Origin of the sequence: Burkholderia sp. E168m22 (assembly GCF_001319805.1) — a bacterium.
Lineage (GTDB): Bacteria > Pseudomonadota > Gammaproteobacteria > Burkholderiales > Burkholderiaceae > Burkholderia > Burkholderia orbicola.
Genome location: NZ_BBSK01000011.1, coordinates 156,519 through 170,980 on the forward strand (window position 1 = coordinate 156,519; position 14,462 = coordinate 170,980).

Annotated in this window: 16 protein-coding genes and 1 pseudogene; 13 read left to right on the forward strand and 4 right to left on the reverse strand. The window is 65.3% G+C overall.

Going from position 1 to position 14,462, the window contains the following annotated elements:
* Positions 1–156 precede the first annotated feature (156 nt).
* The 5 genes from AP428_RS02575 to AP428_RS02595 all read left to right on the forward strand — a co-directional run bounded on the left by AP428_RS02575 (position 157) and on the right by AP428_RS02595 (position 4,589).
* Positions 157–1,191 (forward strand): methionine ABC transporter ATP-binding protein, encoded by a 1,035-nt coding sequence (locus tag AP428_RS02575; RefSeq protein ID WP_006476560.1) that lies wholly within the window; start codon positions 157–159, stop codon positions 1,189–1,191.
* On the forward strand, positions 1,181–1,834 hold the full coding sequence (locus AP428_RS02580) for a methionine ABC transporter permease (RefSeq protein ID WP_006476559.1): 654 nt from the start codon (positions 1,181–1,183) through the stop codon (positions 1,832–1,834). Before AP428_RS02575 ends, AP428_RS02580 begins: the two co-directional genes overlap by 11 nt.
* A 29-nt stretch (positions 1,835–1,863) precedes the next feature.
* Positions 1,864–2,658 carry a MetQ/NlpA family ABC transporter substrate-binding protein gene (locus tag AP428_RS02585; protein WP_054927519.1) on the forward strand — a complete coding sequence of 265 codons (795 nt, stop codon included), beginning with the start codon at positions 1,864–1,866 and terminating at the stop codon, positions 2,656–2,658.
* A gap of 229 nt (positions 2,659–2,887) precedes the next feature.
* Entirely contained in the window at positions 2,888–3,637 is a 750-nt protein-coding gene (locus AP428_RS02590; protein ID WP_006496532.1) for an electron transfer flavoprotein subunit beta/FixA family protein, read from the forward strand.
* A 16-nt stretch (positions 3,638–3,653) separates the two neighbouring features.
* A complete protein-coding gene (locus AP428_RS02595) occupies positions 3,654–4,589 on the forward strand; it encodes an electron transfer flavoprotein subunit alpha/FixB family protein (protein ID WP_011544897.1) in 936 nt (311 codons plus the stop codon).
* A gap of 323 nt (positions 4,590–4,912) precedes the next feature.
* On the opposite strand, the gene AP428_RS02600 is transcribed toward AP428_RS02595, so the two are convergent.
* Entirely contained in the window at positions 4,913–6,199 is a 1,287-nt protein-coding gene (locus tag AP428_RS02600; RefSeq protein ID WP_054927520.1) for a D-amino acid dehydrogenase, read from the reverse strand.
* 145 nt (positions 6,200–6,344) lie between these two features.
* Between AP428_RS02600 and AP428_RS02605 the strand changes: the two genes are divergently transcribed.
* Positions 6,345–6,833 (forward strand): Lrp/AsnC ligand binding domain-containing protein, encoded by a 489-nt coding sequence (locus AP428_RS02605; RefSeq protein WP_012492860.1) that lies wholly within the window; start codon positions 6,345–6,347, stop codon positions 6,831–6,833.
* A gap of 90 nt (positions 6,834–6,923) precedes the next feature.
* Positions 6,924–8,102 (forward strand): PA0069 family radical SAM protein, encoded by a 1,179-nt coding sequence (locus AP428_RS02610; RefSeq protein WP_027805373.1) that lies wholly within the window; start codon positions 6,924–6,926, stop codon positions 8,100–8,102.
* Between the two features lie 51 nt (positions 8,103–8,153).
* Here the strand turns inward: AP428_RS02610 and AP428_RS02615 are convergent, their stop codons facing one another.
* A complete protein-coding gene (locus AP428_RS02615) occupies positions 8,154–8,621 on the reverse strand; it encodes an NINE protein (RefSeq protein WP_006476552.1) in 468 nt (155 codons plus the stop codon).
* A gap of 111 nt (positions 8,622–8,732) precedes the next feature.
* A complete protein-coding gene (locus AP428_RS02620) occupies positions 8,733–9,872 on the reverse strand; it encodes a sorbosone dehydrogenase family protein (protein WP_054927521.1) in 1,140 nt (379 codons plus the stop codon).
* A gap of 152 nt (positions 9,873–10,024) precedes the next feature.
* Here AP428_RS02620 and rpsP point away from each other — a divergent pair, with 152 nt between their 5' ends.
* The 6 genes from rpsP (at position 10,025) to AP428_RS02650 (ending at position 14,154) form a co-directional block, all read left to right on the forward strand.
* Positions 10,025–10,279: a 30S ribosomal protein S16 gene (gene rpsP, locus AP428_RS02625; protein WP_006476550.1), complete on the forward strand. Its 255-nt coding sequence runs from the start codon at positions 10,025–10,027 to the stop codon at positions 10,277–10,279.
* A 42-nt stretch (positions 10,280–10,321) separates the two neighbouring features.
* Positions 10,322–10,999 carry a ribosome maturation factor RimM gene (rimM, locus tag AP428_RS02630; RefSeq protein WP_023475838.1) on the forward strand — a complete coding sequence of 226 codons (678 nt, stop codon included), beginning with the start codon at positions 10,322–10,324 and terminating at the stop codon, positions 10,997–10,999.
* 1 nt (position 11,000) lies between these two features.
* Positions 11,001–11,795, forward strand: coding sequence for a tRNA (guanosine(37)-N1)-methyltransferase TrmD (gene trmD, locus AP428_RS02635; RefSeq protein WP_006476548.1), 795 nt, complete (start codon positions 11,001–11,003; stop codon positions 11,793–11,795).
* A gap of 133 nt (positions 11,796–11,928) precedes the next feature.
* Positions 11,929–12,321: a 50S ribosomal protein L19 gene (rplS, locus tag AP428_RS02640; RefSeq protein WP_006486838.1), complete on the forward strand. Its 393-nt coding sequence runs from the start codon at positions 11,929–11,931 to the stop codon at positions 12,319–12,321.
* An 87-nt stretch (positions 12,322–12,408) separates the two neighbouring features.
* Positions 12,409–13,095, forward strand: coding sequence for a CoA pyrophosphatase (locus tag AP428_RS02645; RefSeq protein ID WP_011544902.1), 687 nt, complete (start codon positions 12,409–12,411; stop codon positions 13,093–13,095).
* Between the two features lie 120 nt (positions 13,096–13,215).
* Positions 13,216–14,154, forward strand: coding sequence for a CobD/CbiB family protein (locus AP428_RS02650; protein ID WP_006476545.1), 939 nt, complete (start codon positions 13,216–13,218; stop codon positions 14,152–14,154).
* A 77-nt stretch (positions 14,155–14,231) separates the two neighbouring features.
* Here AP428_RS02650 and AP428_RS02655 read toward each other — a convergent pair.
* Positions 14,232–14,462 (reverse strand): annotated as a pseudogene (locus tag AP428_RS02655) (DUF2007 domain-containing protein); the annotation flags it as partial.

Genomic DNA, 14,462 nt, shown 5'->3' on the forward strand with positions numbered 1-14,462 from the left:
GGCCCAGCAGCGCCCCTCTAATTTCGTCTGGTTATGAAAAGATCGAAATCGATTATTAAGGGGAATGAGGGGTTTGCGGTAAAATCGCCGGCTATTCCAGATGCATCGGCGGCCGACTGGCGGGCCATCTCGCCGGCCGGCCGCCGTTTTGTTTACATGATCGAATTACGCAATCTCTCGCAGCGTTTCCCCGGCCCGGGCGGCTGGGTTGAAGCGCTGCACAACGTCAACCTGACGATCCCGCAAGGCGAGGTGTTCGGCATTATTGGCCGAAGCGGCGCCGGCAAGAGCACGCTCGTGCGCACCATCAACCTGCTCACGCGGCCGACCGAAGGCAATGTCGTCGTCGGCGGGCGCGATCTGACGCTGCTGTCGGCCGGTGCGCTGCGCGAAGCGCGCCGCGAGATCGGCATGATCTTCCAGCACTTCAACCTGCTGTCGTCGCGCACGGTGTTCGACAACGTCGCGCTGCCGCTGGAACTGGCCGGCGCGAGCCGTGCCGACATCGAGGCCGCCGTGCTGCCGCTGCTCGATCTGGTCGGGCTGTCCGCGCAGAAGGATCGCTATCCGTCGCAGATCAGCGGCGGGCAGAAGCAGCGCGTCGGCATCGCCCGCGCGCTGGCGAGCCAGCCGAAGGTGCTGCTGTCGGACGAAGCGACGTCCGCGCTCGATCCCGAAACCACGCGTTCGATTCTCGACCTGCTGAAACGCATCAATCGCGAGCTCGGCCTGACGATCGTGTTGATCACGCACCAGATGGAAGTGATCAAGCAGGTCTGCGATCGCGTCGCGGTGCTCGACGCGGGGCGCGTGGTCGAGGAAGGCCGCGTGATCGACGTGTTCCTGCAGCCGCATCACGAAGTGACGCGTGCGCTGATCGGCGACGTGATCGCGCAGGAACTGCCGCCCGCGCTGAAGGCGCGCGTGGCCGAGCGGTTGAAGACGGGCCGCGGACATCTGCTGCGGCTCGCGTTCACGGGCTCGGGGGTCGACCAGCCGATCCTGTCGGAGACGATCCGCCGGTACGAACTCGATTTCAACATCCTGCATGGCCAGATCGACGAGATCCAGGGGCAGGCATTCGGTTCGCTCGCGGTGCTCGCGGGCGGCGAGCCGGGCAAGGTCGGGCAGGCGCTCGCGTTCCTGCGCGAGCAAGGTGTGGTGGTAGAGGAGCTTTCGTATGTTGAGTGAGATGTTCGATATGTTCGTGCAGTCGTTCTGGGAGACGCTGATCATGGTCGGCATCTCCGGGGCGGTCGGCGCGCTCGTCGGCCTGCCGCTCGGCGTGCTGCTGTACCTGACCGATCGCCAGGGCGTGCTGCAGAACCTCGCGGTGAATCGCGTGCTCGGCGGCATCGTGAACGCGGTCCGTTCGACGCCGTTCATCATCCTGCTGGTCGCGGTGATCCCGTTCACGCGGCTCGTCACCGGTTCGTCGATCGGCACGGCCGCGGCGGTCGTGCCGCTGACGCTCGCGTCCGCGCCGTTCATCGCGCGTCTCGTCGAAACGGCGCTGCGCGAGGTCGACCGCGGATTGATCGAGGCCGCGCAATCGATGGGCGCGACCACGTCGCAGATCGTCTTCAAGGTGTTGTTGCCCGAATCGCTGCCGGGCATCGTCGCGGGCCTGACGATCACGTTCGTGTCGCTGGTCGGCTATTCGGCGATGGCGGGCGCGATCGGCGGCGGCGGGCTCGGCGATCTCGGGATCCGTTACGGTTACCAGCGCTATCTGCCGGAAGTGATGTGGACGGTCGTCGCGATCCTGATCGTGTTCGTGCAGATCGTGCAATCGTTCGGCGACTGGCTGGTGCGCCGGTTGAGCCACAAATAAGACCAAACCGATCCGATAGGGGAGAAACGATGCAACGACGCTTCATGCTGAAATTCGCGGTGGCACTGGGCGCGGCCGCACTGTTCGCGGGCGCGCATGCCCACGCCGAAACCATCAAGGTCGGCGTGACGGGCGGCCCGCACGCGCAGATCATGGAAGTGGTGAAGAAGGTCGCGGCGAAGGACGGCCTGGAGATCCGCATCGTCGAATTCTCCGATTACGTGCAGCCGAACGCCGCGCTCGCGTCGGGCGACCTCGACGCGAACAGCTACCAGCACGATCCGTATCTGCAGGCGCAGGTGAAGGATCGCGGCTACAAACTGATCAAGGTCGCCGATACCGTCACGTTCCCGATGGGCATCTACTCGAAGCGCGTGAAGTCGCTGGCCGAACTGAAGCCGGGCGCGCGCGTCGCGGTCCCGAACGATCCGACCAACGGCGGCCGCGCGTTGCTGTTGCTGCAGAAGCAGGGGCTGCTGAAGCTGCGCGCGGATGCGGGGCTGAAGGCGACGCCGCTCGATATCGTCGACAATCCGCGCAAGCTGAAGATCGTCGAGCTCGACGCGGCGCAGATTCCGCGCTCGCTCGGCGACGTCGACGCGGCCGCGATCAATACCAATTACGCGATGGAAGCGGGGTTGAAACCGAAGCAGGACGCGATCGCGATCGAGGGCCCGAGCGGCCCGTACGCGAACATCCTCGCGATCCGTGAGGCGGACCGGAACAAGCCGTGGGTCGCTAAGCTGATTGCGGCGTATCACTCGGCCGACGTGAAGCAGTTCATCGAAGGCAAGTTCGGCGGCGCGGTCATCGCCGCCTGGTAACGGGGCGGAGCACGGGACGCCCGGCGGGATTAGAGTCGATGATCGAAAACCCGGGCTTTGCGTCCGGGTTTTTTCTCTTTTAAAATAGAACGACCGTTCGCTATCATTGGCGCGTCGCCAAGAAGCGGTATCCTCGACAACCATCATGGTTGGGTCCGCCTGGCCGCGCAGTCATGAGGCCTCGCTATAAAATGGCCTCTGGTCGTATTCGTAACTTTGGAGCGTGTGCATGAAAATCCTGGTGCCAGTGAAAAGAGTGGTCGATTACAACGTGAAGGTCCGCGTGAAGTCGGACAACACGGGCGTCGACATCGCGAACGTGAAGATGTCGATGAACCCGTTCGACGAAATCGCCGTTGAAGAAGCGGTGCGCCTCAAGGAAGCAGGCGTCGCGACCGAAGTGATCGCGGTGTCGGTGGGCGTGACGCAAGCGCAGGAAACGCTGCGCACGGCGCTCGCGATCGGCGCGGATCGCGCGATCCTCGTCGAGTCGAACGACAGCGTCGAGCCGCTGGCCGTCGCGAAGATCCTGAAAGCGCTGGTCGACAAGGAACAGCCGCAGCTGGTGATCCTCGGCAAGCAGGCGATCGACGACGATTCGAACCAGACGGGCCAGATGCTGGCTGCGCTGGCAGGTCTCCCGCAAGCGACGTTCGCGTCGAAGGTGACGGTGGCCGACGGCAAGGCAACGGTGGCACGTGAAGTCGACGGCGGCGCGGAAACGCTGTCGCTGACGCTGCCGGCGGTCGTGACGACCGACCTGCGCCTGAACGAGCCGCGCTACGTGACGCTGCCAAACATCATGAAGGCGAAGAAGAAGCCGCTGGAAACCGTGAAGCCGGAAGACCTCGGTGTGGACGTCGCACCGCGTCTGAAGACGCTGAAGGTGGTCGAGCCGCCGAAGCGTGCAGCCGGCGTGAAGGTGCCGGACGTGAAGACGCTGGTCGAGAAGCTGAAGACCGAAGCCAAGGTGCTGTAAGAGGGAGCGCAAAGAAATGACGATTCTGGTGATTGCAGAACACGACAACGCGTCGATCAAGGCCGCGACGCTGAACACGGTGGCGGCGGCCGCGAAGATCGGCGGCGACATCCACGTGCTGGTCGCGGGCCACAACGCGCAAGCGGCTGCCGACGCGGCAGCGAAGATCGCAGGTGTCTCGAAGGTGCTGCTGGCCGACGCGCCGCAACTGGCCGAAGGCCTGGCGGAAAACGTCGAGGCGACCGCGCTGAACATCGCGAAGGACTACTCGCACATCCTCGCGCCGGCGACGGCCTACGGCAAGAACATCGCGCCGCGTATCGCCGCGAAGCTGGACGTCGCGCAGATCTCGGACATCACGGCAGTCGATTCGGCCGACACGTTCGAGCGCCCGATCTACGCGGGCAACGCGATCGCGACGGTGCAGTCGAGCGATCCGATCAAGGTGATCACGGTGCGTGCGACCGGTTTCGATCCGGTGGCAGCGGAAGGCGGCAGCGCATCGGTCGACAAGATCGAAGCAGCGGCAGACGCCGGCAAGTCGCAGTTCGTGAGCCGTGAAGTGACGAAGCTGGACCGTCCGGAACTGACGTCGGCGAGCATCATCGTGTCGGGCGGCCGCGGTCTGGGCAGCGGCGAGAACTACACGAAGGTGCTGGAGCCGCTGGCCGACAAGCTGTCGGCAGCGCTCGGCGCATCGCGCGCGGCAGTCGACGCCGGCTACGTGCCGAACGACTACCAGGTCGGCCAGACCGGCAAGATCGTCGCGCCGCAGTTGTACATCGCGGTCGGTATCTCGGGTGCGATCCAGCATCTGGCCGGCATGAAGGATTCGAAGGTGATCGTCGCGATCAACAAGGACCCGGAAGCGCCGATCTTCAGCGTGGCCGATTACGGCCTCGTCGGCGATCTGTTCTCGCTCGTGCCGGAGCTCGTGACCGAACTCGGCTGATGCGGCGTGACGCTTCGGCGGTAAGCATGTAGCACGAGGGGCGCGATGAGCGCCCCTTTTTGTTGTGTCCTCGCTGAAGAGGTGCGCGCGTCGTTCGCCCGGACGATCCGCGATTGCCCGGTGCCGAGCGGAACGCATCGTCGTGCACGTACGTCCGTTCGATAGCGTCGATTCGCCCGACGCGCGACAAGCGCCATGCACATGTCGACCGAAGCCTCGTGCCGAGCGGGTGCTCGCACGCGCAGTCGCCGAAACGAAAAAGGCGCCCTCGGGCGCCTTTTTCGCTGATGCAACGAGCCCGCATCGCCGCGGGCCGTTCCGATTTACGCGTAGGCGGGGCGCGTCTGGCCGGGCGCGTCCTTCAGGTAACGATGCACCGACAGGTCGTCGGCCTGGATCGCCGGCTTCTTCCCGGAGATCAGGTCGGCGAGCAGTTGGCCCGAGCCGCACGACATCGTCCAGCCGAGCGTGCCGTGGCCGGTGTTCAGGAACAGGTTCGACACCGGCGTGCGGCCGACGATCGGCGTGCCGTCCGGCGTCATCGGGCGCAGGCCCGTCCAGAACGTGGCCTTCGACGTGTCGCCGCCGCCCGGGAAGAGGTCGTTTACGCACATCTCGAGTGTCTCGCGGCGCGTCGCGCGCAGCGTCTTGTCGAAGCCGACGATTTCCGCCATGCCGCCGACGCGGATGCGCTGGTCGAAGCGCGTGATCGCGATCTTGTAGGTCTCGTCGAGCACGGTCGATACGGGCGCGGCCGCTGCGTCGACGATCGGCGCGGTGATCGAATAGCCCTTCAGCGGATAGACGGGGATCTTCATCAGGTTCGAGATGAAGTTCGTCGAGTACGAACCGAGCGCGACGACGTACGCATCCGCGCGCACCGTCTCGCTGCCGCACTGCACGCCGGCGATCTTGCCGCCCGCGATCGCGAGTGCATCGATCGGCGTGTTGTAGCGGAACTTGACGCCGAGCGATTCGGCGAGCGCGGCGAGGCGCGTCGTGAACAACTGGCAATCGCCCGTTTCGTCGCCCGGCAGGCGCAGGCCACCCGTCAGCTTGTGCGAGACGGCGGCGAGCGCCGGTTCGGCTTGCTTCAACTCGGCCGGCGACAGCAGTTCGAACGGCACGTTCGCTTCCTGCAGCACGGCGATGTCCTTCGCCGCGCCGTCGAGCTGCTGCTGCGTGCGGAACAGTTGCAGCGTGCCGCCCGTGCGGCCTTCGTACTGGATGCCGGTATCGGCGCGCAGCGCCTGCAGGCAGTCGCGGCTGTATTCGGCGAGACGGACCATCCGGCCCTTGTTGACTGCATAGCGCTCGGCCGTGCAGTTGCGCAGCATCTGAACCATCCACTGGAGCTGGAAGCGCGTGCCGTCGAGGCGGATCGCGAGCGGCGCGTGCTTTTCGAACATCCATTTGACGGCCTTCAGCGGCACGCCGGGCGCGGCCCACGGCGCCGCATAGCCGGGCGAGATCTGGCCTGCGTTCGCGAAACTCGTCTCCAGCGCCGGGCCGGCTTCCCGGTCGATCACCGTGACTTCATGGCCGGCGCGCGCAAGGTAATACGCGCTTGCCACGCCCACTACACCGCTGCCCAGAATGACGACTCGCATAGCTGCTCCAGATCGAAGGAATCAGGTCGAGGCCGGGCGCACCTGCGGCTCCGTGTAACCTCTAGCTGATCTAGTTTTTTGCGCTATGGTATTGTCGAATGTGCAGTTTTTGTTATTGTATTTTTCTGGTTTTCAGCATAAACAAATGAGAACGCAACGTCAGCCCGTACGCTCGCTCGACAAGCTCGACCGGCGCATCCTGAAACTGCTCCAGGACGACGGCCGGATGGCGATGAAAGACCTCGCGGAACAGGTCGGACTGACCGTCACGCCGTGCATCGAGCGCGTGAGGCGCATGGAGCGCGACGGCGTGATCACCGGCTATCACGCGCGGGTCGATCCGGGCCAGTTGGGGGCCGCGCTGCTGGTGTTCGTCGAGATCACGCTCGGCCACAAGGGCGGCAACATGTTCGAGCAATTCCGCCGCGAAGTGATGAAGATCGACGAGGTGCTCGAATGCCATCTCGTCTCCGGCGATTTCGACTACCTGATCAAGGCGCGGATCGGCGAGATGGCCGACTACCGGAAACTGCTGGGCGACATCCTGCTGCAGTTGCCGGGCGCCGTGCAGTCGAAGAGCTATGTCGTGATGGAGGAAATCAAGGAAACGCTGACGATCGCCGTCGGCGAGTGACGCGGCGGCGGTTCGCCGTCGGGCCCTTTATGCCGCCCTTGGCATGCTGCACCCAATACTGTATAAATGTACAGTATTGGGTGCAGGCGAATGGGTGGGCACATGGACGATCGGTCCGACAACGAATTTCCGATAGCGCCGCCCGTGCCCCGCAAGGGGCGCGGTGCGGTCGACAACCTGCAGGGGCGGTATGAAATTGCGCAGCGCGAAGCGGTGGACGACGGCTGGACGCACGCGTCCGACGATGCCGATTTCCCCGCGCCGCTGCGCACGCAGGTATTCGAGGAGCGGGCGAAGAGCATCCTGACGCGTAACCAGTCGCCCGATATTCCGTTCAGCGTGTCGCTCAATCCGTATCGCGGCTGCGAGCACGGTTGTATCTATTGCTTCGCGCGGCCGACGCACAGCTACCTCGGGCTGTCGCCGGGGCTCGATTTCGAAAGCCGCATCTACGCGAAGGTGAACGCGGCCGAACTGCTCGAGCGCGAGATTTCGCGCAAGCGCTACGTGCCGGAGCCGATCGCGCTCGGCGTCAATACCGACGCGTACCAGCCGGTCGAGCGCGACCTGCGCATCACGCGCAGCGTGATCCAGGTGATGCACGATCGCGGGCTGCCGTTCGCGGCGATCACGAAGTCGTCGCTGATCGAGCGCGATCTCGACCTGCTCGCGCCGATGGCCGAACGCGGGCAGGTGATGGCGGCGGTCACGATCACGACGCTCGATGCCGAGCTCGCGCGCACGCTCGAGCCGCGCGCGGCCACCCCGGCGCGGCGGTTGCGTACGATCCGCGCGCTGCGCGATGCGGGCGTGCCGGTCGGCGTGAGCATCGCACCAGTGATCCCGTTCGTGACCGAGCCCGACATGGAGCGCGTGCTGGAGGCCTGCGCGGAAGCCGGCGCGACGCATGCGAGCTACATCATCCTGAGGTTGCCGTGGGAGGTTGCGCCGCTGTTCAAGCAGTGGCTTGCCGCGCATTTTCCCGATCGTGCGGAGCGCGTGATGAACCGCGTGCGCGACATGCGCGGCGGCAAGGATTACGACTCGGATTTCTCGAAACGGATGAAGGGGGAGGGGATCTGGGCCGACCTGTTGCGGCAGCGCTTCCGTCAGGCGGTCAAGCGGCTCGGGTTGAACGAACGCACGAACGGCATTCTCGATCTGTCGCGGTTCAGCGGTGCGCCGGCCGCCGCGGTGCCGGCGCCGCGTGTCGCGGTTCGTGCAGCCGGCGCGAAGTCGCGCGACGACATGCAGTTGAACCTGTTCTGACCGGCAGGCAACGCAGTTGCCGGCGAGCCGTATCGACCGTATTGGTCGTGCTTACTGCGAAATCTGCTTGGCTGCTTCGACCTGCGATTCGAAGTATGTCTGGAACGACAGCGCGAGCGCGGTCATCAACAGGAACGCGCCGATCAGCAGCGAGAAGATCACGACGAAGATGACGGTCCAGCCTGACTTGCTGTGCTTGCCGGTGTCCGCGTTGAATTGCGCATCCCATTTTTCGTCGGGGCGCAGCCCGTAGACGAGTGCGGCGAGAAATGCCGCCAGCAGCGAGATGGCGCCGGGTACCGCGAGCCACCAGCCAAGGCCGGCGCTGCGCTGGGTGGCGGCGAGCAGCAGGAAGCCCGGGATGCCGACGATCGTGGCGAGCAAGTGGGCCCAGCCGTACACGTCGCGAAAGCCGTACAGATAGAAGCGGTGTGCGCCGATCGACCCGAGCAGGAACGCGAGGGCGGCGGTGAGCGTCTTGGAGCGGAAGCGGCGGGGCGATGCGGTGCTGCTGGACATGGATGGCGGCGTGTTGTCGTTGGCATGGGCGGGGCCGGCAGGCCGGCGCGGGCGCGCGGCCCGGCACGCATTCTACGATGCCCGGTCGGGCCCGGTCACCCCTCCGCTGCGTCAAGGTGCCGCATAAGTCACGCGGTAGATCGCGCCCGCGTAATCGTCGCTGACGAGCAGCGATCCGTCCGGCAGCGGCAATACATCGGCCGGGCGTCCCCATACCGTGCCGTCGGGCCGCAGCCACCCCGTGACGAACGGTGTCTGCCGAGCGTGGCGGCCGTCCGCCGAGACGACCACGCGCATCACGCGGTAGCCGACCTTCGTGCTGCGGTTCCACGAGCCGTGTTCGGCAATGAAGACATTATTGCGATACGACGCCGGAAACATCGGCCCGGTGTAGAAGCGCATCCCGAGCGCCGCGACGTGCGCGCCGAGTTTCAGGACGGGCGGCACATAACGTCGGCAGACGTCGGCGCTGCCGAATTCGGGGTCGGGCGTATCGCCGCCGTGGCAGTATGGAAAGCCGAAATCGAGGCCGGCGCGCGGCGCGCGGTTCAGCTTGTCGTCCGGTACGTCGTCGCCCATCATGTCGCGCCCGTTGTCGGTGAACCACAGCTCGCCCGACTCCGGGTGCCATGCAAAGCCGACCGTATTGCGTATGCCGCGGGCGACCACTTCGCGTCCGCTGCCGTCGGCATTCATCCGCGCAATGATCGCGTAGCGATTGCGATCGGGGAGGCAGACATTGCACGGCGCGCCGGTCGGCACGTACAGCTTGCCGTCGGGGCCGAACGCGATGAATTTCCAGCCGTGATGGTGGTCGGTCGGCAGCGCGTCGGTCACGACGACGGGGGCGGGCGGTTTTGCGAGCCGGTCGTCGATATGATCGAGGCGCAGGATGCGCGAGACGGCGGATATATAGAGGGCGCCGTCGCGGTAGGCGACGCCGACGGGCAGGTCGAGCCCGGACGCGACGACATAGTGCGCATTGATCCGGCCCTCGTGCATGACGAACGCGTGGACGCGGCCGTCCCGCGAGCCGACATACAGGATGCCGCGTGGCGACCATGCCATTTCGCGCGCGGCCGGGACGGCGTCGGTCAGCACGTCTATATGGAAGCCCGGCGGCACGACGAGTTCGTTCACCGGCAGCGGCGCGGCAAACGCCGATGCGGACGCGAGGCAGGCAAGGCCGGCCAGCAGCGCTGCGACTTGGCGCTGGGCGCGGCGCATCGGGGCGGCGCGAAGGGGCGGCATGACGGTCGGGAACGTCCTGGACACGACGATTGTATGCCCGGCGGACGGGCCGTCCGCGGTTTTTTACGCGTAAGTGTTTGTTGTACCTCTGGTTTCCGGCTATAATCGCGTGTTTCAGTAGTTTCGAACCCGGTTTTCCCGAAGGACATCATATGGTTATCATCCGTCTGGCTCGTGGCGGCTCGAAGAAGCGCCCGTTCTACAACATCGTTGCTACCGATTCGCGCAACCGTCGTGACGGCCGCTTCATCGAGCGCGTCGGCTTCTACAATCCGGTCGCCACGAAGGGCGAATCGCTGCGTATCGCTCAGGATCGCCTGACGTACTGGCAAGGCGTTGGCGCGCAACTGTCGCCGACCGTCCAGCGTCTCGTGAAGGAAGCGCAAAAGGCGCAACCGGCTGCCTAACATGGCACGGTGTGCCGGTCGTGCCGGCTGTGAGGTGCATTGATGGCGGGTCACGATTCCGGTAATGCAAGGCGCGGGCGTGCGTCATTCGGCGCATTCGTCCGCAAGCCGGTCGAGCGCGACTCGGTCGCGAACGCCGGTCAGGCTGTCGAACAAGGCAGTCCCGAAGCGACGCAGGCCTGGCCCGACGATGCCGTCGAGGTCGGGGCGGTGGTCGACGCCTACGGCCTGAAGGGCTGGGTCAAGGTGGCGACGCATGCCGATGCCGGTCGCGGCGGCGACGCGCTGCTCAACGCGCGTCGCTGGTGGCTGGAGCGCGGTGCGGAGCGGCTTTCCGTCCGCATCATGCAGTCGAAGACGCACAGCGACACTGTCGTTGCGCAACCCGCGGGCGTCAGCGACCGCGATGCTGCGCTGTCCATGCGCGGTTTTCGCGTGTTCGTGCGCCGGGAAGATTTCCCGGCACTCGCCGCGGACGAATTCTATTGGGTCGACCTGATCGGTCTCGAGGTCGTCAACGAGCAATCGGTGGCGCTCGGGAAGGTGAGCGGGATGATCGACAACGGCGTGCATTCGATCATGCGTGTCGAGTATCCGGCAACCGGCAAAGACGGTCAGCCGACCACCGACGAGCGGTTGATTCCGTTCGTCGGCGTCTACGTCAAAACGGTGGATCAGGCGGCGCGTCGCATCGTCGTCGACTGGGAAGCCGATTACTGAAATGAACCAGGTTACCGAGAGCGCGGTGCAGTTCGACGTCGTCACGCTCTTTCCCGAGATGTTCCGTGCACTGACCGACTGGGGAATCACCAGCCGGGCCGTCAAGCAGGGGCGCTTCGGGTTGCGCACCTGGAACCCGCGTGATTTCACGACGGACAACTACCGCACGGTCGACGATCGTCCGTACGGCGGTGGTCCGGGCATGGTGATGCTGGCCAGGCCGCTCGAAGCCGCAATCGACGCCGCGAAAGCGGCGCAGGCGGAGCAGGGCATCGCGAGCACGCGCGTCGTGATGATGTCGCCGCAAGGCGCGCCGCTCACGCACGATCGCGCGGTGCGGATGGCGCAGGAACCCGGCGTCGTCGTGCTGTGCGGTCGCTACGAAGCGATCGACCAGCGCCTGCTCGACCGTTGCGTCGACGAGGAAATCAGCCTCGGCGATTTCGTGCTGTCGGGCGGCGAGCTGCCGGCGATGGCAATGATGGATGCAGTCGTGCGGTTGCTGCCCGGCGTGCTGAACGATTCGTTGTCGGCCGTGCAGGACAGCTTCGCCGATGGCCTGCTCGATTGTCCGCACTACACGCGCCCCGAGGAATACGACGGTGTACGCGTGCCGGACGTGCTGCTCGGCGGGCATCATGCCGAGATCGAGAAGTGGCGGCGCCAGGAAGCATTGAGGAATACGTTGCGGAAGCGGCCGGACCTGATCGTCCGGGCGCGCCGCGAAAAGTTGTTGAGCCGGGCCGACGAGGCTTGGCTCGCGAACCTCGCACGCGAAGCGAAGGACGCCTCCTGAGGCGGCTGCGCGAGCGGGAATTGGCGGTGCCGTACATGCGTGTGCGGCGCCTGATGTGAATCCATCCTCTATCGGGGCCAGGCCTGGAAGCAGGCGGGTGTCAACGCCGACACGATGGCATAAGGAGTCAGTAATGAATCTGATCGCAAAACTTGAGCAGGAAGAAATCGAGCGCGCGCTCGCCGGCAAGACCATCCCCGATTTCGCCCCGGGCGACACGGTGATCGTGAACGTGAACGTGGTTGAAGGTAACCGCAAGCGCGTTCAGGCTTACGAAGGCGTCGTGATCGCGATTCGCAATCGTGGTCTGAACTCGAACTTCATCGTCCGCAAGATCTCGTCGGGCGAAGGCGTCGAGCGTACGTTCCAGACGTACTCGCCGCTGCTGGCAAGCATCGTCGTGAAGCGTCGCGGTGATGTGCGTCGTGCGAAGCTGTACTACCTGCGCGAGCGTTCGGGCAAGTCGGCTCGTATCAAGGAAAAGCTGGTGTCGAAGGATCGTGCCGCAGCAGCTTCCCAAGAGTAAGAGCTGTAAGGAAAAAGCACCCAGCCGGGTGCTTTTTTCATTCTGGCGCGACAATATGCTCGATACGACACGAACCCGAGAGCCCCATTGAATCGCCGCCCCATCATCGATCCCGAAGTCTTGCCGGTCGAAGGCACCGGTGCCGGCCTGCCTGTCATCGATTCCCGGTTGCTGACGCCGTCCGGCCTGCGCGAACGTTTCGCACGCACGCTCGAATGGAGCGTCGAGCCCGGCGAGGCGAGGCTGCAGGAGGGCGTCGATCCGCGTAGCGCGGCCGTTCTCGTGCCGCTCGTCGTCCGCGAGTCGGGCCTCACCGTGCTGCTGACGCAGCGCGCCGATCACCTGAACGACCACGCCGGGCAAATCAGTTTTCCCGGCGGCCGTCGCGAGCCGTTCGACCGCGATGCGACAGCCACCGCGCTGCGCGAGGCGAAGGAAGAGATCGGGCTGGACGCCGAACGCGTCGAGATTCTCGGTGTGCTGCCCGACTACCTGACCGGCACGGGTTTCTGCGTGACGCCGGTCGTCGGCCTCGTGCATCCGCCGTTCACGGTACAGGCCGACACCTTCGAAGTCGCCGAGATTTTCGAAGTGCCGCTCGCGTTCGTGATGAATCCCGCGAACCATCAGGTCCGCGTGTTCCGGTGGGAAGGCGGCGAGCGTCGTTTTTTTGCCATGCCCTATCCGAACGGCGAGCCGGACGGGCATTACTTCATCTGGGGCGCAACTGCCGCCATGTTTCGCAATCTGTATCGCTTCTTGGCCGCCGGCTAGGCGGGCGTGCCGGCTGGCGCGTGCGAGCTGCCGTCGGGCCACTGCACCGGCAGCCATGCGCGGCTGACGCTGTGCTATCGTTATGCAAAAAATGACATAACTCCGAAGACGGCGCCACGCATGACTTTCTTTTCGGTTCTCCTCGCTCTCATCATCGAACAGGTCCGCGCGTTGTCGCCGAGCAATCCGGTGTTCGCGCTGTTCCAGTTTCATGCGGAAACCGTCGCGCATGGCCTCGACGCCGGCAAGCAGAAACACGGGCTTCTCGCATGGCTCGCGGTCGTGCTGCCGTGGGTGCTGATCGTCGCGCTGATCTATTTCCTGCTGTACAAGGTGAGCTTCGTGCTCGCGTTCCTGTGGAACGTCGCCGTCGTGTATTTCACGCTCGGCTTCCGTCAGTTCAGCCACTACTTCACCGATATCCATCTCGCGCTCAACAACGACGACGTACCGCGCGCGCGTGAAATCCTGCACGAGTGGACGGGTATCGACACGGTCGACATGCCGGTCGGCGAGATCGTCCGCCATACGCTGATCCATGCGGTCGTCGCGTCGCATCGCCACGTCTTCGGCGTGTTCTTCTGGTACGTGCTGCCGCTCGGCCCGGCCGGCGCCGTGCTGTACCGGATTTCCGAATACCTCGCGCGCAGCTGGTCGACGCCGGGCGAGGACCGCACGGCCGCGTTCTCGACGTTCGCGCAGCGCGCGTTCTTCGTGATCGACTGGATTCCGTCCCGACTGACGGCGCTCGGTTTCGCGATCGTCGGCAATTTCGAGGATGCGATCTACGCGTGGCGCAACCATACGCGCCAGTGGCCCGACCCGAACGACGGCGTACTGCTGGCCGCCGGCAGCGGGGCGCTCGGCGCGCGTCTCGCGGGGCCGCTCGCGGAACCGTCGAGCCTCGATGCGCTGGCGGTTGGCGATAGCGGTCCGTTGACGGTCGGTGACGATTGCACGCCGCGCACGCTGCAGTCGGCGGTTGGTCTCGTATGGCGAGCGGTGATTCTGTGGATGATCCTGCTGTTGATGCTGACGCTGGCCGTCTGGGTATCGTGACGCGCTAGCGCAGCGCGCGACGAAATGAAAAGGCCGGCTCGATGCCGGCCTTTTCGCTGTGCGCCACGATAGTACGTTCAGTCATCGAGCGGGTCGCGCACGGCGCCGCATTGCCAGCACGCGGTGAATTGCGCTTCGAGCGCTTCGCCGCATTGCCGGCAGCGCCAGGGCGCCGCGCCCGCCGACGGGCCGTGCGACGCGGCATCGAGCAGCCGGCGGGCGAGCGCGTCGTCACGTTCGTCGTCGAGCCACAGCTCGGGCGTGCATGCATCGGCGGGCAGGCCGCCGAGCGCGCCGGTCGCGTAGCA